Origin of the sequence: Rhodococcus sp. NPDC003318, assembly GCF_042879035.1 — a bacterium.
GTDB lineage: Bacteria > Actinomycetota > Actinomycetes > Mycobacteriales > Mycobacteriaceae > Rhodococcus_G.
The window spans coordinates 286,274-303,862 of sequence record NZ_JBIAOU010000001.1; the positions used below are offsets into that span (position 1 = coordinate 286,274).

General features: G+C 70.8%; 18 protein-coding genes and 1 tRNA gene. 10 read left to right on the forward strand and 9 right to left on the reverse strand.

Annotated elements, in window-relative coordinates:
- Positions 1-57: 57 nt before the first annotated feature.
- From mshC to ACFYVR_RS01215, 5 genes are read right to left on the reverse strand one after another with little or no spacing between them, the layout of a single operon-like run.
- On the reverse strand, positions 58-1,299 hold the full coding sequence (gene mshC, locus ACFYVR_RS01195) for a cysteine--1-D-myo-inosityl 2-amino-2-deoxy-alpha-D-glucopyranoside ligase (protein WP_387468772.1): 1,242 nt from the start codon (positions 1,297-1,299) through the stop codon (positions 58-60).
- Positions 1,300-1,350: 51 nt separating this feature from the next.
- A complete protein-coding gene (locus tag ACFYVR_RS01200; RefSeq protein ID WP_387468773.1) occupies positions 1,351-2,166 on the reverse strand; it encodes an SCO1664 family protein in 816 nt (271 codons plus the stop codon).
- Between the two features lie 3 nt (positions 2,167-2,169).
- Entirely contained in the window at positions 2,170-2,757 is a 588-nt protein-coding gene (locus ACFYVR_RS01205; RefSeq protein WP_387468774.1) for a DUF3090 domain-containing protein, read from the reverse strand.
- A gap of 50 nt (positions 2,758-2,807) precedes the next feature.
- Positions 2,808-3,518: a histidine phosphatase family protein gene (locus ACFYVR_RS01210; RefSeq protein WP_387468775.1), complete on the reverse strand. Its 711-nt coding sequence runs from the start codon at positions 3,516-3,518 to the stop codon at positions 2,808-2,810.
- 9 nt (positions 3,519-3,527) lie between these two features.
- A complete protein-coding gene (locus ACFYVR_RS01215) occupies positions 3,528-4,361 on the reverse strand; it encodes an undecaprenyl-diphosphate phosphatase (protein WP_387468776.1) in 834 nt (277 codons plus the stop codon).
- Between the two features lie 192 nt (positions 4,362-4,553).
- On the opposite strand from ACFYVR_RS01215, the gene ACFYVR_RS01220 reads away from it, so the two are divergent.
- The 6 genes from ACFYVR_RS01220 (at position 4,554) to ACFYVR_RS01245 (ending at position 9,654) form a co-directional block, all read left to right on the forward strand.
- Positions 4,554-5,474, forward strand: a complete 921-nt coding sequence (locus ACFYVR_RS01220) for an aldo/keto reductase (RefSeq protein ID WP_387468778.1) — start codon at positions 4,554-4,556, stop codon at positions 5,472-5,474.
- Between the two features lie 84 nt (positions 5,475-5,558).
- Entirely contained in the window at positions 5,559-5,996 is a 438-nt protein-coding gene (locus ACFYVR_RS01225; protein ID WP_387468780.1) for a TIGR03668 family PPOX class F420-dependent oxidoreductase, read from the forward strand.
- Positions 5,997-6,036: 40 nt separating this feature from the next.
- Complete coding sequence (locus ACFYVR_RS01230) at positions 6,037-6,720, forward strand: heme oxygenase (biliverdin-producing) (RefSeq protein ID WP_387468782.1); 684 nt, start codon at positions 6,037-6,039, stop codon at positions 6,718-6,720.
- A gap of 5 nt (positions 6,721-6,725) precedes the next feature.
- On the forward strand, positions 6,726-7,742 hold the full coding sequence (locus tag ACFYVR_RS01235; RefSeq protein ID WP_387468784.1) for a hemin ABC transporter substrate-binding protein: 1,017 nt from the start codon (positions 6,726-6,728) through the stop codon (positions 7,740-7,742).
- Positions 7,743-7,774: 32 nt separating this feature from the next.
- Positions 7,775-8,812 (forward strand): FecCD family ABC transporter permease, encoded by a 1,038-nt coding sequence (locus tag ACFYVR_RS01240; RefSeq protein ID WP_387470252.1) that lies wholly within the window; start codon positions 7,775-7,777, stop codon positions 8,810-8,812.
- Positions 8,767-9,654, forward strand: a complete 888-nt coding sequence (locus ACFYVR_RS01245; RefSeq protein WP_387470254.1) for a heme ABC transporter ATP-binding protein — start codon at positions 8,767-8,769, stop codon at positions 9,652-9,654. Before ACFYVR_RS01240 ends, ACFYVR_RS01245 begins: the two co-directional genes overlap by 46 nt.
- Before the next feature lie 6 nt (positions 9,655-9,660).
- On the opposite strand, the gene ACFYVR_RS01250 is transcribed toward ACFYVR_RS01245, so the two are convergent.
- Entirely contained in the window at positions 9,661-10,035 is a 375-nt protein-coding gene (locus ACFYVR_RS01250; RefSeq protein WP_387468785.1) for a hypothetical protein, read from the reverse strand.
- 196 nt (positions 10,036-10,231) lie between these two features.
- On the opposite strand from ACFYVR_RS01250, the gene ACFYVR_RS01255 reads away from it, so the two are divergent.
- Positions 10,232-11,242, forward strand: coding sequence for a hypothetical protein (locus ACFYVR_RS01255; protein ID WP_387468787.1), 1,011 nt, complete (start codon positions 10,232-10,234; stop codon positions 11,240-11,242).
- Between the two features lie 51 nt (positions 11,243-11,293).
- Positions 11,294-12,364 carry a quinone-dependent dihydroorotate dehydrogenase gene (locus ACFYVR_RS01260; protein ID WP_387468789.1) on the forward strand — a complete coding sequence of 357 codons (1,071 nt, stop codon included), beginning with the start codon at positions 11,294-11,296 and terminating at the stop codon, positions 12,362-12,364.
- A 114-nt stretch (positions 12,365-12,478) separates the two neighbouring features.
- Here the strand turns inward: ACFYVR_RS01260 and ACFYVR_RS01265 are convergent, their stop codons facing one another.
- Positions 12,479-13,012 carry a YbhB/YbcL family Raf kinase inhibitor-like protein gene (locus ACFYVR_RS01265; protein WP_387468792.1) on the reverse strand — a complete coding sequence of 178 codons (534 nt, stop codon included), beginning with the start codon at positions 13,010-13,012 and terminating at the stop codon, positions 12,479-12,481.
- Positions 13,013-13,035: 23 nt separating this feature from the next.
- The gene (locus ACFYVR_RS01270; RefSeq protein ID WP_387470256.1) at positions 13,036-14,382 is read right to left on the reverse strand and encodes a M20/M25/M40 family metallo-hydrolase; all 1,347 of its coding nucleotides are present in this window, start codon (positions 14,380-14,382) and stop codon (positions 13,036-13,038) included.
- A 180-nt stretch (positions 14,383-14,562) separates the two neighbouring features.
- On the opposite strand from ACFYVR_RS01270, the gene ACFYVR_RS01275 reads away from it, so the two are divergent.
- Positions 14,563-14,648 (forward strand) — tRNA-Leu (locus ACFYVR_RS01275).
- A gap of 105 nt (positions 14,649-14,753) precedes the next feature.
- Here the strand turns inward: ACFYVR_RS01275 and ACFYVR_RS01280 are convergent.
- Positions 14,754-15,905, reverse strand: a complete 1,152-nt coding sequence (locus ACFYVR_RS01280; RefSeq protein ID WP_387468794.1) for a S8 family serine peptidase — start codon at positions 15,903-15,905, stop codon at positions 14,754-14,756.
- A gap of 223 nt (positions 15,906-16,128) precedes the next feature.
- Here ACFYVR_RS01280 and ACFYVR_RS01285 point away from each other — a divergent pair, with 223 nt between their 5' ends.
- Positions 16,129-17,571: an SDR family NAD(P)-dependent oxidoreductase gene (locus ACFYVR_RS01285; RefSeq protein WP_387468796.1), complete on the forward strand. Its 1,443-nt coding sequence runs from the start codon at positions 16,129-16,131 to the stop codon at positions 17,569-17,571.
- Positions 17,572-17,589: the final 18 nt, after the last annotated feature.

Consider the following 17,589-nt stretch of genomic DNA (forward strand, 5'->3'; position numbering starts at 1 on the left):
CAAACCGCGCGATGCGCAGAGCCGACACCGTGGCGGTGCGGCGACCGCGCGGTCGGTTCAGCGCAGCGACACACCCAGCAGCGCGTCGACCGCGTCGGAGAACAGTCCCGGCGCGGCGGCGTCGTGGCCGCCGTGGTCGACGGCCCGGCGGGCCCAGCCGTCGAGGGCGTCGAGGGCCTTCGGGGTGTCGAGGTCGTCGGCCAGGTGCTGACGAAGCCGGGCGACGGTGTCGTCGACGTTCTGGGCGGTGGGCAACGCGGCCGCGCGCCGCCACAGCGCGACGCGCTGCTCGGCGACAGCGAGCACCTCGGTGGTCCAGGGCCGGTCCGCGCGGTAGTGCCCGGACAGCAGGCCGAGCCGGATCGCCATCGGATCGACCCCCTCGCCGCGCAGTTTGGACACGAACACCAGGTTGCCGCGGCTCTTCGACATCTTCTCGCCGTCCAGCCCGATCATCCCGGTGTGCACGTAGTGCCGAGCGAAACGCCGTTCGCACACAACAGATTCCGCGTGCGCCGCGGAGAACTCGTGGTGCGGGAAGATCAGGTCACTGCCACCGCCCTGCACGTCGAAACCGGACCCGATCCGGTTCAGCGCGATCGCCGAGCACTCGATGTGCCAGCCGGGACGTCCCGGCCCGAACGGGGACGGCCACGACGGCTCACCGGGCCGGTTCGCCCGCCACACCAGGGCGTCGAGGCGGTCCTGCTTGCCCGGGCGATCCGGGTCGCCGCCGCGCTCGGCGAAGAACTTCTCCATCGTCTCGCGGTCGTAGCCGGACTCGTACCCGAACTGCTCCGTGGCGTCCACCCGGAAGTACACGTCGGGGAACTCCGGGTCGTCGACGACGTAGGCGGCGCCCGCGGCGAGCATCTTGCCGACCATCTCGACGACCTCGTTCACCGACTCCACCGCGCCGATGTAGTCGCGCGGCGGCAGCACCCGCAGCGCCTCCATGTCCTCGCGGAACAGGGCGGTCTCCCGCATGCCGAGCACCACCCAGTCCTCACCGTCGCGCTCGGCCCGCTCGAACAGTGGGTCGTCGACGTCCGTCACGTTCTGCACGTAGTGCACGTCGTGCCCCGCGTCGCGCCACAGTCGGTGCACCAGATCGAACGCGAGATACGTGGCCGCGTGGCCGAGGTGCGTCGCGTCGTACGGCGTGATGCCGCAGACGTACATCGTCGCCGTGCGGCCCGGCGTGACCGGGCGTACGCGCCGATCTGCGGTGTCGTACAGCCGCAGGGGCGGGCCCTGTCCGGGGACGGGCGGAACGGCGATCTCGGACCACGACTGCATGCCTTCGAGCGTATCGGAACCGCTGTGCGGCACCTTCGGAGAGGCCTCGGATCAGAAGGCGGGCCACGGGATCGGTCGATGGCTGCTCGGCTGCGGCATCACCGGGTCGGCGAGCAGGTCCCGGGTGCGGCGCCGCAACGCGTCCACCTCCGCTGGGGTGACCAGTTCGGCCAGCCGGTCCGCCAGGTCGGCGTGCAGGGCCTTCTCGAACGCCTCGATGTCGGCGAGCAGTGCGCCCCCGACACGCTGCCCCGCCCAGCCCCACAGCACCGTGCGGAGCTTGTTCTCCGAGTGCAGGCAGATGCCGTGATCGACGCCGTACACCGATCCGTCGACACCCTCGAGCGCGTGCCCGCCCTTGCGGTCCGCGTTGTTGAGCAGCACGTCGAGGACCGCCATCCGCTGCAGCCGCGGATCGTCGGCGTGGATCAGCGCGACCTCCTCGCCCTCCCCGTCGTAGGCGCGCAGGATCTCGAACCATCCCTCCGGCACACGGTCGGGCGGACAGATGTCGACGAGGTCGAGACGTTCGCCGCGCTCGCCGGCGGTCTCCGGGGTCGATACCCAGCGCTGCACCATGCCCGGCCCGTAGGGGCCGTCGCGCAGGATGGTGCGCGGGATCACACCCCACCCCAGTGCCTCCGAGATCAGGTAGGACGCGACCTCGCGACCCGCGAGGGTGCCGTCGGGGAAGTCCCACAGCGGCTGCTCACCGCGGACCGGCTTGTAGACGCACCGCTCGGTGCGGCCGTCGATCTCGGCCTCGCACACCAGGGTGGCGTTGCTGGCCGACACGATCCGGCCCAGCACGGTGAGGTCACCGGTGGCGAGCACGTCCACGTCGTCGTCCGGGTACGGGGCGGCCAACGGTCAGCTCTCGTTCTCGTCGGGACGCCCGAAGGTGGCGCCCCGCCGGTAGCCGTTGGTCCGTACGCACACATGCCCCTCCGGCGCCAGCGGTTCGCCGCACAGCGGGCACGGCGCCCGACCCGCGGAGATCACCCGCTCCGACCTGACCGCGAACTCGCGCGCCTGCTCGGGCGTCAGGAAGACCCGCACCGCGTCGGGCCCGTCCTCGACGTCGTCGAGCACCACCGACTCGTCGACCTCCGACTCGGACACCGCGAGCAGTTCCACCACCACCGCGCCCGCATCGGAATCCCACCCGAGTCCCATCGTCCCGACCCGGAACTCGGCGTCGATCGGCGTCACGAGCGGGCTGACATCCGTCAACTCGGCCTCGTGGGGCGGCACCGCCGTGCCGAACCGGCGATGGACCTCGTCGAGGAGCAACCCCATCCGATCCGCGAGGACCTGCACCTGCTGCTTCTCGAGCAGCACGCTCACCACCCGCGCGGCGTGGACCGCCTGCAGGTAGAAGGCGCGGTCACCCGGTTCACCGACGGTCCCCGCGACGAAGCGGTCCGGGGTGCGAAAAACGTGAATCGCTCGGGCCATTCAGCACCTCCACCTGTTCGGACCGCCACTGCAGGTTCTACCCGGTCCCATTATCCGCCCTTTCCGTCGGTTCCCACCTCACCGCCGGGGACCGCCTCCGACGCACCGACGCCCGCCGGCTTCGCGTCGGCGGCGGTGTTCAGTGCGGACAGGTCCGCACCGGTGTCGTTCACCCTCAGCACGAACGGGCGGGTCGGGGTGTAGCGGATGACGCTGACCGAGGCGGGGTCGACGACGATCCGCTGGAACGCGTCGAGGTGGGCACCGAGCGCGTCCGCCAGGACCGACTTGATCACGTCACCGTGACTGCACGCGACCCACAGGACGTCGCGGCCGTGTTCGGCGGCCAGCCGCGCGTCGTGCGCCCGCACCGCCGCGACCGACCGTGCCTGCACCTGCGCCAGACCTTCCCCACCGGGGAACAGGGCCGCCGAGGGATGCTGCTGCACCACTTTCCACAGCGGCTCCTGCAGGAGTTCCTTGATCGGCCGGCCGGTCCACTGCCCGTAGTCGACCTCGACGAGGGCGTCGTCGACGGTCGGCGTGAGGTCGATCTTCTCCGCGAGCGGCGCGACGGTCCTCTCGCAGCGCAGCAGCGGCGAACGCACGATCGCGACGACGTCGAGGCCGGCCAGCCGACCGACCAGACCCTCCGCCTGTTCGCGTCCGCGGTCGTCGAGATCGACGCCGGCACTGCGGCCCGCGAGGGTGCCCGACGTGTTGGACGTCGATCGGCCGTGCCGGAGCAGGATCACCGTCATGGGATCAGACTAGCCAGTCGCGGAGACGACGCCCGTGCCGAGCAGCACCAGCAGGACGATGCCGAGGATGATCCGGTAGCCGACGAACCAGTACATGGAGTGGCTGACGACGAACCGCAGCAGCCAGGCGATGGTGGCGTAGCCGATCGCGAAGGCGATGGCCGTCGCGACGATCAACTGCGCCCCACTCGCATCGAGGCCCTCCCCTGCCGGCGCGAACGCGTCGGGCAGGGAGAACAGTCCGGCCGCGGTGACCGCGGGAATCGCGAGCAGGAACGAGTACCGCGCCGCGGCCTCGCGGGTGAGCCCGAGGAACAGCCCGGCGCTGATGGTGCCACCGGATCGGGACACGCCCGGGATCAGGGCCAGCGACTGCGCCGTGCCCATCAGCACACCGTCCTTGAGGGTCAGCTTCTCGATCGGCCGTGTCTTGCGCCCGTAGTGCTCGGCGGCGGCGATCACGAGCGCGAAGACGATGAGCATCGCCGCGACCAGCCACAGATTGCGGGCGGCGGTGCGGACCTGGTCCTTGAACAGGAACCCGAGGACGCCCACCGGGATGGTGCCGATGATCACGTACCAGCCCATCTTGTAATCGTGGCCACGTGCAGCGGGATTGCGCAGTCCGCGCAGCCAGGCCATGACGATCCGGCCGATGTCGCGGGCGAAGTAGACGAGCACGGCCGCCTCGGTACCGAGTTGGGTGACCGCGGTGAACGAGGCGCCCGCGTCGGTCTCCCAGAACAGTTCCGAGACGATCCGCAGGTGTCCGGACGAGGAGATCGGCAGGAATTCCGTGAGGCCCTGCACGATTCCGAGGACGATCGCCTGCAGCCAGGTCATCGACTCTCCGGTCACCGCGCGGTCACCCCGCCGTCGCCGGGAGGTGCAGTGGGCGGGGAGGCCATCGACGTGGCAGAGGCGCGCATCACGGAGTGCACCGTACCCGGCGCTCGCCGACGCGGCGCGTCGGCGAGTCCCCCACCCGCGCACCGCGGTGCGGCACTACGCTTTCGGACTTGTGGTGAGCGAACGATGAAGCAGCGCACGGTCGGGGACAGTGGGTTACGGGTGTCACGGATCGGCCTCGGCACCCTGACGTGGGGTCGGGACACCGACGGCGACGAGGCCGCGGCGCAACTGCTCGGGTTCGTGGAAGCCGGTGGGACGCTGGTGGATTCGTCACCGTTCTACGGTGGCGGCGCGGCGCAGCGGGTGCTGGCGGAACTGCTCGACGACGTGATCCCGCGGCGCGACCTGGTGATCAGCAGCAGCGGCGGCATCCATCCGGGGGGCGTCGACTGTTCGCGCCGAGCGCTGCTGGCGCAGCTCGACAACACGCTGCGCGACCTCGGGACCGACCATCTGGACCTGTGGCAGGTCGCGACGTGGGATCCGCTGACCCCCGTCGACGAGGTGGCGGCAGCGCTCGCGCACGCCGTCGACACCGGTCGGGTGCGGTACGTCGGCGCCCGCGGGCACCTCGGATGGCAGCTCGCCACGGCCGCCGCGTCCGCGTCGGCGTCCCCTCTGGTCGCCACGCAGGCCGAGTACTCGCTGCTGGCACGCGGCGCCGAGGACGAACTGCTGCCCGCGGCGCAGCACCACGGCGTCGGGCTGCTCGCCGCGGTCCCCCTGGCGGGCGGCGTCCTGACCGGCAAGTACCGCAACGGCGTCCCCGCCGACTCGCGCGGCGCGTCGGAGTCCGGGGCGCACACCGTCGCCGGTTACCTGACCCTCGAGGCCGCGCGGGTGGTCGACGCGGTCGTCACCGCCGCCGACGGGCTCGGCGCATCCCCGCTCGCGGTGGCACTGGCCTGGGTCCGGGACCGCCCCGGGGTGGCCAGCGCGATCGTCGGCGCCCGCGACTACGCGCAGCACACCGGCGTCCTGGCGGCCGAGGAACTCGAACTGCCCGCCGCCATCGCCGCCGCGCTCGACGACGTCAGCGCCTGAGTGCACCGCGCTCGACGACGTCAGCGCCTGAGTGCACCGCGCTCGACGACGTCAGCGTCTGCCGCACGCTTGTAGCCTGATCGAGTGGATCAACAGGAGGCCACACGGCGCTTCGCCGATGCCCGCGTCGCGACCCTCGGCACGGTGACCGCGGCCGGGTTGCCGCACCTGGTGCCGGTGGTGTTCGCACTCGTCGACGACCTCGTGGTCACGGCCGTCGACGACAAACCGAAGTCCACGCGCGCGCTGCGCCGCCTCGACAACATCCGGTCGAGTGGTCGGGCCGTCGTCCTCGTCGACGAGTACGACGAGGACTGGACCGAACTCTGGTGGGTCCGGGCCGAGGGTCCGGCCGAGGTGGTGGACGCCACCTCCTCGGCCGGGGCCGCGGGACTGCGGGCGCTGGCGGCGAAGTACCCGCAGTACCACGAGCACACGCCGCCCGGGCCGGTGATCGTCGTCCGGCCACAGCGGTGGGTGTCGTGGGCAGCACGCGAACCTTCCGAGGGAAGGTCAGGCTAACCTGGATTCGACGACGGTCTCTCGAGAACAAGGGGTAGTGATGGCAGCGCTCGACACGGCAGCGGAGACCGCACCCGAACTCGGCTTCGCCGAGCGGATCAGGACACAGACCGACGCCGCCCACCGGCGCACCGAGCAGTCCCGGTTCGTCGGCGAACTCCTCGCGGGCAATCTCTCCAGCGCCGCGCACGCCGCGCTGATCGGGCAGACCTACCTTGTGTACCGGACCCTCGAGGACGCCGGTCGCAGCCACGCGAACCACCCCGTCGTCGCGCCGTTCCTCGGCGACGAGCTGCTGCGGACACCCGCCCTCGAAGCCGACCTCGAGTTCCTGCTCGGTGGGCAGTGGCGCGAGCGGGTCACGCCCTCGCCCGCCACCGCCCGCTACATCGACCGGCTCGAGGAGGTCGCGTTCGACTGGCCCGCCGGGTTCGTCGCGCACCACTACATCCGGTACCTCGGGGACCTGTCCGGCGGCCAGATCATCCGCCGGATGCTCGAGCGCGCCTACGGCTACGAGACCGACGGCCTGCGCTTCTACATCTTCGACCGGATCGAGAAGCCGAAACTGTACAAGGACGCGTACCGCGCCAAACTCGACGAGGCCCCGCTCTCCGCCGAGGAGCAGCAGCGGCTGATCGACGAGGTCAACCTTGCCTACGACCTCAACGGCGCGCTGTTCGCCGATCTCGAAGCCGACCTCGACACCTACCTGGTCAAGTGATCCGCTTGCGCAGTCGTTCCGCCCTCGCCGCCACCGCAGTCCTGATCACCCTCGTCACCGCGGGGTGCGGCAGCGGATCCGACACCGCCGAGAGCGGCGAGCAGTCCGGTCACACCACCGCCACGCTCGACAGCCTCGACCCGACCCCGATCGCGGACGACCCGACCCCGGTGCTGCCGGTGACCGTCCGCGGGTTCGACGGCGTCGACGTCACGATCACCGACACCAGCCGCATCGTCGCGGCCGACCAGTACGGCACCCTGACCGAGACGGTCTACGCGCTCGGACTCGGCGACCACCTCGTCGGACGCGACACCGCCGCGAAGTTCCCCGCGGTCGAGGGCGTCGCCGACGTCACCCCCTCCGGGCACACGATGTCCGCGGAGGCCGTCCTCGACCTGAACCCGACGGTCGTGCTGACCGACACCAGCATCGGTCCGCGGACCGTGCAGGACCAGTTGCGCGCGGCCGGGATTCCGGTGGTCTTCTTCGATCCGACCCGCACCCTCGACGGGGTGCCGGGCCAGATCGAGGCCGTCGCCGCCGCGCTCGGCGTCCCGGAGCAGGGCAGGGCGCTCGCGGACCGCACCACCGACCGGATCGACGCCGCGACGGCGCTCGCCCCGCCCGACGGCACCGGACCGAAGATCGCGTTCGTCTACATGCGCGGCACCGCGATCACGATGCTCGCCGGGCCGGGTTCCGGGGCGGACTCGTTGATCACGGCGCTCGGTGGAGTGGACGCGGGCACCGCGTCGGGTCTGTCGCAGCAGTTCACGCCGATCACCAGCGAGGCGATGATCGCCGCGGCACCGGACGTGTTCCTGATGATGACGAAGGGACTCGACTCGATCGGCGGCATCGAGGGTCTCGAGAAGATCCCCGGCGTGGCGCAGACCCCGGCCGGCCGGAACCAGCGCGTCGTCGACATGGAGGACGGTGTGCTGCTCGGCTTCGGTCCGCGCACCGGTGACGTCCTGCAGGCCCTCGCCGTCGCCCTGTACGGCACCGACACGCAGTGACCACGCCGCCCGACGTCGACACCGTCCCCGGGATCCGGCGACCCCGTCCCGCGGTAGTGCTGACGGCACTCGCGCTCGGCCTGCTCGTTCTCGCGCTGGTCTCGGCGTGCGTCGGTCAGGTTCCGACGACACCGGCCGAGGTCCTCGGATCGATCGCGCACCGGATCGGCCTCGACATCGGCCCGATGCCCGCGCATCCGAGCGGTGAGGTCACGCTGTGGCAGGTGCGTTTCCCGCGCGTCGTGCTGGCGATCGTCGTCGGCGCCGGACTCGCGTGCGCCGGGGCGCTGCTGCAGGGCGTGTTCGCGAACCCGCTCGCCGAGCCCGGCGTAATCGGGGTGTCGTCCGGTGCGGCGGTCGGGGCGTGCGCCGTGATCCTCACCGGCGGCGCCTTCGTCGCGGGCACCGCGGTCGCGGCCGCCGCCTTCGTCGCGGGCCTCGTCACGACCGTCCTGGTGTACCTCCTGGCCCGGTCCGAGGGCCGCACCGAGGTCGTCACCCTGGTCCTCACCGGTGTCGCGATCAACGCGTTCGCCGGTGGTCTCATCGCCTTCTTCACCTTCGCGGCGGACCCCGCGGCCCGCGACCAGATCGTCTTCTGGCAGCTCGGGAGCCTCAACGGTGCCACCTGGAACGCCGTCGCCGTGGTCACGCCGATGGCGGTGATCGGCATCGCGGTGACGATGGCGATCGCGCACCGACTCGACCTGCTCGCGCTCGGAGAATCCGCGGCCGCGCACCTCGGTGTCGACGTCGAGCGGCTGCGGCAGATCGCGATCCTGGTGGTGGCGCTCCTGGTGTCGGCGTCCGTGGCGTTCACCGGCATCATCCTGTTCGTCGGCCTGGTGGTTCCGCATCTGATGCGGATGGTCGTCGGGCCCGGCCACCGGCTGCTGATCCCGGCGTCCGTGCTGTGCGGCGCGATCGTCCTGCTCGCGGCCGATCTCGGGGCCCGAACCCTGGTTCCCAACGCGGACCTGCCGCTCGGGATGCTCACGTCCCTGATCGGCGGCCCGTTCTTCTTCTGGATGCTGCGCCGCACCCGCAGGCAGCAGGGAGGCTGGGCGTGACGATCTCGACACGCGTGCGTGACCTGCTGGCCCGCGACCTGCCCGTGCCCGAACGGCCCGAGCCCGGTGCCGTGACGATGCGGGCCGTCGACGTCAGCGTCGACCGCGGCGGGCGCCGTGTTCTCCACACGGTCTCGATCGACGTCCGGGCCGGTGAGGTGCTCGCGCTGGTCGGACCGAACGGTGCGGGCAAGTCCACCCTGCTGGCCGCGCTGTCCGGCGACTGCGACGTCAGCGCCGGGCACGTCGAACTCGACGGCCACCCGCTCGACGACTGGACCGGATCCGAGATGGCACGGCGTCGCGCGGTGCTGCCGCAGCAACACACCGTCGGCTTCTCCTTCACCGCGCGCGAGGTGGTCCGGATGGGGCGCACCCCGTGGGCGCGGACCGTCGCCCGCGAGGACGACGGGGTCGCCGTCGCCGAGGCGATGGACGCGTGCGACGTCGAGCGGTTCGCGGGGCGCCCCTTCGCCGCCCTGTCCGGCGGTGAGAAGGCCCGCGTCGCGCTCGCCCGGGTGCTCTGCCAGCGCACCGCGACCCTGCTGCTCGACGAGCCGACCGCCGCGCTGGACCTCGGGCACCAGGAGGCGGTGATGCGCCTGGCCGCCGAGCGGGCGCGGGCCGGCGCCGCCGTGGTGGTGGTGTTGCACGACCTCGCGCTGGCCGCCGCGTACGCCGACAGCGTCGCAGTCCTCGCCGACGGCGGCCTCGCCGCCCACGGAACGCCCCGCGAGGTCCTCGCCGAGGACCTGCTCGGCCGGGTCTACGGCCACCCCGTCGAGGTGCTCACCCATCCGCGCACCGGTGCACAGCTGGTGCTGCCCCGCCGCGACGACTGACGGCGCTCAGAGGGTGTCGGCGATGTTGTCGATCGCGGACCCGATCCGATTCAGCAGCGCTCGCAGAGTCAGCCCCTCGGCGCCCCGATCGACCGGCTCCGCGGCCTCGAGGGTGTCCCGGACGAACGCGGACACGCTCCGCTCGTCGTCGAGATCGAGGTCGTTGACGGCACGCTCCCCGACCGCGACGACGTCGGCGCGCTCCGGCACGTCCACGTCGAGATCCGCGCGGTACACCTCCACCCGGAGCGTGCTGCCACGGACCCGGAACGCGAAGGTCTGGCCCGCCTCGGTGAGCCCGAACCCGTGTGCATGGGTTCCGACCGTCAGGTCCTCGAGCACGAAGCGCGCCGTGCTGTTCCGCGTGTCGTCCGCGTCCATCACTGCCTTCCCGTGACGAAGTCACCAGCCGTCACCCACGGTAACCCGCAATTTGCCCCGGTGTGTGACCCTGCCCCGATCCCGGCCCGTCGAGTCCGGGGTCGAATTCGGGATGTGGACGGCGATCGTGAATGCTGGAAGCCGATCGCGATCGCATCACCGCCGCGAACGCGAACGACATCAGGAGGAGACACTCATGCCGGGACCCGCCGCACGCGCTGCAACGGCGCTGACCGGGGCACTGTTACTGCTGGTCACCGGCTGTTCCACGGACTCCGACACCGACAAGATCCAGACCATCGAGGCGGCCACGGCGGCAGTCTCGCCCGCCGTGTCGAACGTACCCGCCGGCACCGTGATTCCGGTCTCGGATGCGGTCGTGGCCACGGTGTTCGACACGGCGACCGACACGGTGGCCATGCTCACATCGGACGCCGGACGGCTCCTGCTCGTCCCCGGCGCCGACCCGGCCGCGCCTCCCCGCGAGGTCACGCTGCCCGGTGGCACCGCGGCCCTGTCGGCGCCCCGCGACGGTGTCGTCGCCGTGCCCGCCGGACGCGCGGTGGCCCGGGTCGACCTCGCCGACGGGAAGGTCACGACGCTGCCCGTCGACGCCGAGGTCCGTTCCGTCCTCCTCCTCGACGGGGACCGCACCGTCGTCGGCACCGCCGACGGCACCATCGTCGAACTGGACGCGGCGGGAACGCAGACGCACAGCGTCGACGGCCTGGTCTCCGTCGACGCCCTCGGGGCCACCGGTGACGCGGTCACCGCCCTGGACCGCCGCCAGACGTCGGTGACGGAGATCGACCTCGCCGACGGCGACCTCGGCCTGGCGTTGCGTGCCGGTGAGGGCGCGACGAACCTGGCCACCGACGGCTTCGGTCGCGTCCTGGTCACCGACACCACCGGCGGTGAACTGCTCGCCCTGACCACCGATCCGCTGATGATGCACCAGCGGTACCCGGTGCCGGACTCGCCGTTCGGTGTCGCCGTCGACGAGAAGACCGGCCTGGTGTGGGTGACGGTCACCGGAACCAACGAGGTCGTCGGATACGACCTGTCGACCGGCATCCCGGTCGAGAAGCACCGCTTCCCGACCGTTCGCCAGCCGAACGCCGTCGCCGTCGACCCCGACTCGGGCGTGGTGTTCGTCACCTCGGCCACCGGCGACGGGCTGCAGCGCATCGACGTCACCGGACACTGACCGGGTTTCGAACCCACCGATCAGGTTTCGAACACAGAGGAGAGATTTTCCGTGTACCACCTGCTGCTGCGACTGATGTTCCTGATTCCGCCGGAACGGGTGCACCACCTCGCCTTCCGGGCGATGCGCCTCGTGACGTTCTTCGGCCCGGTGCGGTCGCTCGTCGCCCGCGTCCTGACGGTGCCCGACCCGGTGCTGCGCAGCCGTGTGTTCGGTGTCGACTTCCCCGCCCCCCTCGGCCTGGCAGCCGGGTTCGACAAGGACGCGACCGGTGTGAACGTCTGGGGTGCACTGGGATTCGGGTTCGCCGAGGTCGGAACGGTGACCGCGCAGGCGCAGCCCGGCAACCCCGCACCGCGACTGTTCCGCCTGCCCGAGGACCGGGCACTGCTCAACCGGATGGGCTTCAACAACCACGGCGCCGGGCACGCGGCGAACCAGCTGCGACTGCGCCGCACCGGGCTGCCGATCGGCGCGAACATCGGCAAGACGAAGGTCGTCGCGGCCGAGGACGCCGCCGCCGACTACGCCGCGAGCGCGCGGCTGCTCGGGCCGCTCGCGGACTTCCTGGTCGTGAACGTGAGCTCCCCGAACACACCCGGACTGCGGGACCTGCAGGCCGTCGAGTCGCTTCGCCCGATCCTGACCGCGGTCCTCGAGTGCGCCGATGCCCCGGTACTGGTGAAGATCGCGCCCGACCTGTCGGACGAGGACGTCGACGCGGTCGCGGACCTGGCGGTCGAGCTGGGCCTGGCGGGCATCGTGGCCACCAACACCACCATCTCGCGTGCGGGGCTGAGAACCCCGGCCGACGAGGTGTCCGCGCTCGGGGCGGGCGGTATCTCCGGAGCGCCGGTCGCGGATCGGTCGGTCGAGGTGCTGCGCCGGCTCTACGCGCGGGTCGGCGACCGGCTGGCGCTGATCTCGGTGGGCGGCATCGAGACCGTCGACCAGGCGTGGGAGCGAATCCTGGCCGGCGCCTCTCTGATCCAGGGCTACACCGGGTTCATCTACGGCGGACCGTTCTGGATGAAGAAGATCAACAAGGGGCTCGGGCGGAAGCTGCGCGAGGGCGGCTACCGCGACCTCGCCGACGCCGTGGGCGCGGCCACCCGCGCCTGACACCCACCCACCCCGCCACCCCGCCACACCCACCCACGATCGGCTGAAGGCCCCCTTCACGCGGATGATCCGCGTGAAGGGGGCCTTCAGCCGCTGCGGGCGAGGGGCGAGCTCTCAGTGACCGAAGGTCACCGTCAGCAGGGCGCGCGCGATGCCGTGCCCGAACAGGTTGAAGCCGAGGAACGCGGGGGTCGAGTCGGCGGTGAGGCCGTCGATCTTCTCGACGTCGAGCGCGGTCACCGCGTAGATGTAGCGGTGATCCCCGTGGCCCTTCGGCGGGGCGGCGCCGAGGAAGCGGTGTCCGCCGCCGTCGTGACGCAGGGTGATCGCGGTGTCTGGCAGACCCGGGCCGCCCTCGTCGCCCGCGTTCTCGGGCAGCGACGTCACCGACGCGGGGATGTTCGCGACCGCCCAGTGCCAGAAACCGGAACCGGTCGGCGCATCGGGATCGAACATCGTCACCGCGAAACTCTTGGTCTCCGGCGGGAACCCGGACCACGACAGCTGCGGGGAGACGTCCTCGCCACCCGGCACGCCGAAGATGCCGCTCAACCCGACGGTGGGAACCGTGCCGCCGTCGGTGACGGACTCGGACGTCAGTGTGAAGGTCGGCAGGTCCGGCAGATCGGCATAGGGGTCGTACGCCATGAAATGTCCTCTCGTGGTCGAAGTCAGCTGTTCAACAGGAAGTGCTCGAGTACGCGCGTGCCGAACTCTAGTGCGTCCACCGGAACTCGCTCGTCGACACCATGGAACAACGCGGTGAAGTCCAGTTCCGCGGGCAGTTGCAGCGGCGCGAATCCGAAGCAGCGAATCCCCAACGTCGCGAAGGCCTTTGCGTCGGTACCACCGGAGAGCATGTACGGCACCGTGCGTCCGTTGGGGTCGTGCGCGAGGATCGCGTCGTTCATCGCGTCGACCAGGTGCCCGTCGAACGTGGTCTCGTAGGAGTCGAGCTTGGTGATCCACTCGCGGGTGACGTCCGGGCCGATCAGTTGGTCGACCTCCCGCTCGAACTCCGCCTGCCTACCCGGCAGGACGCGGCAGTCCACGACCGCGGTCGCGGTCTGCGGGATGACGTTCGCCTTGTAGCCCGCATCCAGCATCGTCGGGTTCGCGGTGTCCCGCAGCGTCGCACCGATGATCCGGGAGATGGTGCCCAGCTTCTCGAGCGCGGTGTCGATGTCGGGTGAACCGGGGTCGAAGTCGAGACCGGTCTCGCTCGACACGGCACCGAGGAACTCCGCGACCGAGTCGGGGACGACGAGCGGGAAGGTGTGGCGGCCGAGCCGCGCGACCGCCTCCGACAGGATCGTGACGGCGTTGTCCTCGTGCAGGAACGAGCCGTGCCCCGCGCGTGCCTTCGCGGTCAGACGCATCCAGCCGAGGCCCTTCTCGGCGGTCTCGACCAGGTACAGCCGCGCGTCGCTGCCGTCCGGGCGGGGCACCGACAGGGAGAAGCCCCCGACCTCGCCGACGGCCTCGGTGATCCCCTCGAACAGGTCGGGCCGGTTCTTCACCAGCCACTGTGACCCCCACGTACCGCCGGCCTCCTCGTCGGCGAGGAACGCGAACACCAGATCACGCGGCGGCACCGTGCCCTCCGCCTTGAACTGACGGGCCAACGCGAGGGTCATGCCCACCATGTCCTTCATGTCGATCGCGCCGCGACCCCACACGTAGCCGTCCTCGACGGCGCCGGAGAAGGGATGCACGCTCCAGTCCGCCGGCTCGGCGGGCACGACGTCGAGGTGGCCGTGGATGAGCAGTGCACCCCGGGTCGGGTCGGCTCCGGGCAGCCGCGCGAAGACGTTGCCGCGGCCCGGCTGCCCCGACTCGACATACACGGTCTCGTAGCCGACCTCCTCGAGCTTGGCCGCCACCCACTGTGCGCACTCGCGCTCCCCCTTGGTGGTGGCGAGCTCACCGGTGTTGGAGGTGTCGAAACGGATCAGGGCGCTGACGAGGTCCACGACCTCGGATTCGGCGCGGCTGCGGGCAGGTCGGGGGGATTCGATGTGCGACACCACCCTTTCCTACCACCGCGATACCCCTCCCGAACGGTCCTCGAGCCCGGCCGGCGCGTCGCGGCACCCCATTTGACCTGCGGAAACGAGGCGATTTTGGCCTTTGGGTCTTGCTGGGTTAATCTTTTCCAGCACGCAGCGAGAGCGGCGAGCGAAACAAAGAGTGTGCAAGCGCGAGTGGCGGAATGGCAGACGCGCTAGCTTGAGGTGCTAGTGTCCTACTAATGGACGTGGGGGTTCAAGTCCCCCCTCGCGCACTCTGAGTTGAGACAGACGACGAAAGCCCCGAACTCCGGTTCGGGGCTTTCGTCGTCTCGGAGGGTTACCGTGCGGCCCACCAGTTCAGCTCGCGGCCCGACGGTTCAGGATTGCTCGCCGGCAATCAGTTCGTGGATCGCGAGTTCCTTCGCACAGGCGAACAGCGACCCCGCCGCGCCCAGCCGCGCGAACGTCAGCCCGGTGTGTCCGACGTTGTCGTGCTCGTCGTCGCCGTCGTAGACGACCGTGGCGCCTCGGACCAGCCACCGCCGCACGTCCGCGACGGTGGGCAGCTCCCCCGTGGTGCGCAGGAAGTAGGACTGCAACAGCAACACGATCCCGGTGGCGACCGCCGTCGCGCGGCTGGTCCCCAGTTGCAGCGACTCGCCGGTGTCGTTGCGTACACCGGTCGAGGTCACCGGAGACCCCGGCGCGAAGATGTCGGTGGCGCACGGGCCGCCGACCTTGTGGTGCAGTCGCTGCGAGAACGGCGTCATGCGGTCCGGGGCCGTCGAGAACGCCTTCGCGCCGTCCGGGTAGCGGAACGGCCCCTCGTCCGCGTCGTACACCGCCCCGACACTGATGCACTGGCGGAAGATCGCCGGATAGCTCATTCCCTGCACACCGCCGTGCGCGTAGTACTCGTTCCCGGATCCCACCAGGCAGGCGATGCCGCGGGCGGTGAGTTCCTGCAGGAGTCTTCCGATCTCGTCGCCCGCCAGGTCGCTGTCGCTGGTGCGGTTGTCGGACGCGCCGAACGGCATGCACACCACCGAGATTCCCAGTTGCGCCCAGTGCCCCAGGACCCAGTCGAGTCCGTCACGGACGTGCGCGAAGGTGCCGGTCCCGTCGTCGCCGAGCACCTTCACCGGGACGATCCGGGCGTTCGGTGCGATACCGGTGTGGATGCGGCCCGCGCAGGCGATGCCGCCGACGCTGGTGCCGTGCCCGTGCCGGTCGGTGGTGTCCTCCGGGTCGCCGCCGGTGCAGTTGCGGCCCGGAAGCACCCGGCCCGCGAAATCCACGTGGGTCGAGCGCAGCCCGGTGTCGAGGACCGCGACGGTCACCCCGGAACCGGAGACGTTGAAGTCGCGGCGGGCCTCGGGCGCGCGCACGAGTTGGTCGATGTCGGTCAGTTCGGGCAGATAGGGCCCGTCCTTCTGGACCGGCCTCTCCACCGGTACGACGGTCGCCGCCCCGAGGGTCGCAGTGTCACGTCGATCGGCCTTGCGTTCGGGATGTGGCAATGCGGTCATGGCGCCGGCCTTTCGTGTGGTCGGGCGCGCCGGCCCGACGAATCCCCCACCTCAGTCCCCGACACCGGCCATTTTCCTCGCGACGCAACCGAATGTCACCACCGGCGTCAACGCCCGAAATCGGCTGGTCGTGCGCGGGTCGGTAGACTCTTCGGCGACCGTACGGTCAGACTTTGCCCGGCTCGCCGGGGTGACGACGAGATCAGGACTGGGCAGCGCACCGATGGCACAACCGACGACAGGTATCGATCCCGCGGACCTGGAGACCTGTCTGAGGGTCCTCGCCGCGGCGGGTGAACTCGACTCCGAGCACCCCGACTCCATCGCACTGCAGCGGGCCAGCGGCAAGATGTTCAAGCGTCTCAAGCGCCGCAAGCGGATCGAGGTGCGCGACGCCAAGTCGGCCGCCGACCGCGCAGTCGTCTCCGCCACCGCGACCGGGTCCCCGAACCGGATCGACGACGAGACCGCCGGCGTGCTGATCTCGTCGCCGACCGTCGGCGCCACCGCCGGCACCCTGATCCGGCCGCGCCCCTGCTACATCTGCAAGCAGCGCTACACCGTCGTCGACGCCTTCTACCATCAGCTCTGCCCCGAGTGCGCGGCGCGCAGCCACGCCAAGCGCGACGCCAGCACCGATCTGGGCGGCAGGCGCGCCCTGCTCACCGGTGGCCGCGCGAAGATCGGCATGTACATCGCGCTGCGACTGCTGCGCGACGGCGCGCACCTGACGATCACCACCCGCTTCCCGAACGACGCGATCCGTCGCTTCACCGCGATGGAGGACAGCGCCGACTGGATCCACCGGCTGCGGGTCGTCGGCATCGACCTGCGTGATCCGGCCCAGGTGGTCGCGCTGGCCGAGGACGTCGCCGCGCAGGGCCCGCTGGACATCCTGATCAACAACGCGGCGCAGACCGTGCGCCGCTCCCCCGGCGCCTACTCGGCGCTCGCGGAGGCGGAGTCGGGCCCGCTGCCGGCGGGTGAGCTGCCCGACGTCGTGACGTTCGGCAAGACCAGCGACGCCCACCCCGCCGCACTGGCGAGTTCGCTCCCGGCGGCGACGCAGTCGATCGTCCACCAGGTCAGCGAGCTGGCCCTGGTCGCGGGATCGGCGACGCCGGAACGCATTTCGCAGGGCATCGCGATCGACGCCGGCGGTCTCGTTCCCGACCTCGCGCACACCAACAGCTGGGTGCAGGCCGTCGGCGAGGTCGATCCGATCGAGCTGCTCGAGGTGCAGCTGTGCAACTCGGTCGCACCGTTCATCCTCGTCGACCGGCTCCGGCCGGCGATGGCGGCCGCCTCGGCTCGCCGCAAGTACGTCGTCAACGTCTCCGCGATGGAGGGCCAGTTCTCGCGCAAGTACAAGGGCCCCGGCCATCCACACACCAACATGGCGAAGGCCGCGCTCAACATGCTCACGCGCACCAGCGCGAAGGAGATGCTCGAACAGGACGGGATCCTGATGACGGCCGTCGACACCGGCTGGATCACCGACGAACGCCCGCACTACACCAAGATCCGGCTCGCCGACGAGGGCTTCCACGCACCCCTCGACCTGGTCGACGGCGCGGCCCGCGTCTACGACCCGATCGTCCAGGGTGAGGCGGGCGTCGACCTGTACGGCTGTTTCCTCAAGGATTACGAACCGTCTCCCTGGTGAATACTGGCTGCACGCATC

Coding starts and splice junctions, on each gene's coding strand:
- mshC (WP_387468772.1), bottom strand. CDS start 1,299: ATGCAGTCGTGGTCCGAGATCGCCGTTCCGCCCGTCCCCGGACAGGGC.
- ACFYVR_RS01205 (WP_387468774.1), bottom strand. CDS start 2,757: ATGGCCCGAGCGATTCACGTTTTTCGCACCCCGGACCGCTTCGTCGCG.
- ACFYVR_RS01210 (WP_387468775.1), bottom strand. CDS start 3,518: ATGACGGTGATCCTGCTCCGGCACGGCCGATCGACGTCCAACACGTCG.
- ACFYVR_RS01215 (WP_387468776.1), bottom strand. CDS start 4,361: ATGACCTGGCTGCAGGCGATCGTCCTCGGAATCGTGCAGGGCCTCACG.
- ACFYVR_RS01220 (WP_387468778.1), top strand. CDS start 4,554: ATGAAGCAGCGCACGGTCGGGGACAGTGGGTTACGGGTGTCACGGATC.
- ACFYVR_RS01230 (WP_387468782.1), top strand. CDS start 6,037: ATGGCAGCGCTCGACACGGCAGCGGAGACCGCACCCGAACTCGGCTTC.
- ACFYVR_RS01250 (WP_387468785.1), bottom strand. CDS start 10,035: ATGGACGCGGACGACACGCGGAACAGCACGGCGCGCTTCGTGCTCGAG.
- ACFYVR_RS01255 (WP_387468787.1), top strand. CDS start 10,232: ATGCCGGGACCCGCCGCACGCGCTGCAACGGCGCTGACCGGGGCACTG.
- ACFYVR_RS01265 (WP_387468792.1), bottom strand. CDS start 13,012: ATGGCGTACGACCCCTATGCCGATCTGCCGGACCTGCCGACCTTCACA.
- ACFYVR_RS01280 (WP_387468794.1), bottom strand. CDS start 15,905: ATGACCGCATTGCCACATCCCGAACGCAAGGCCGATCGACGTGACACT.
- ACFYVR_RS01285 (WP_387468796.1), top strand. CDS start 16,129: ATGGCACAACCGACGACAGGTATCGATCCCGCGGACCTGGAGACCTGT.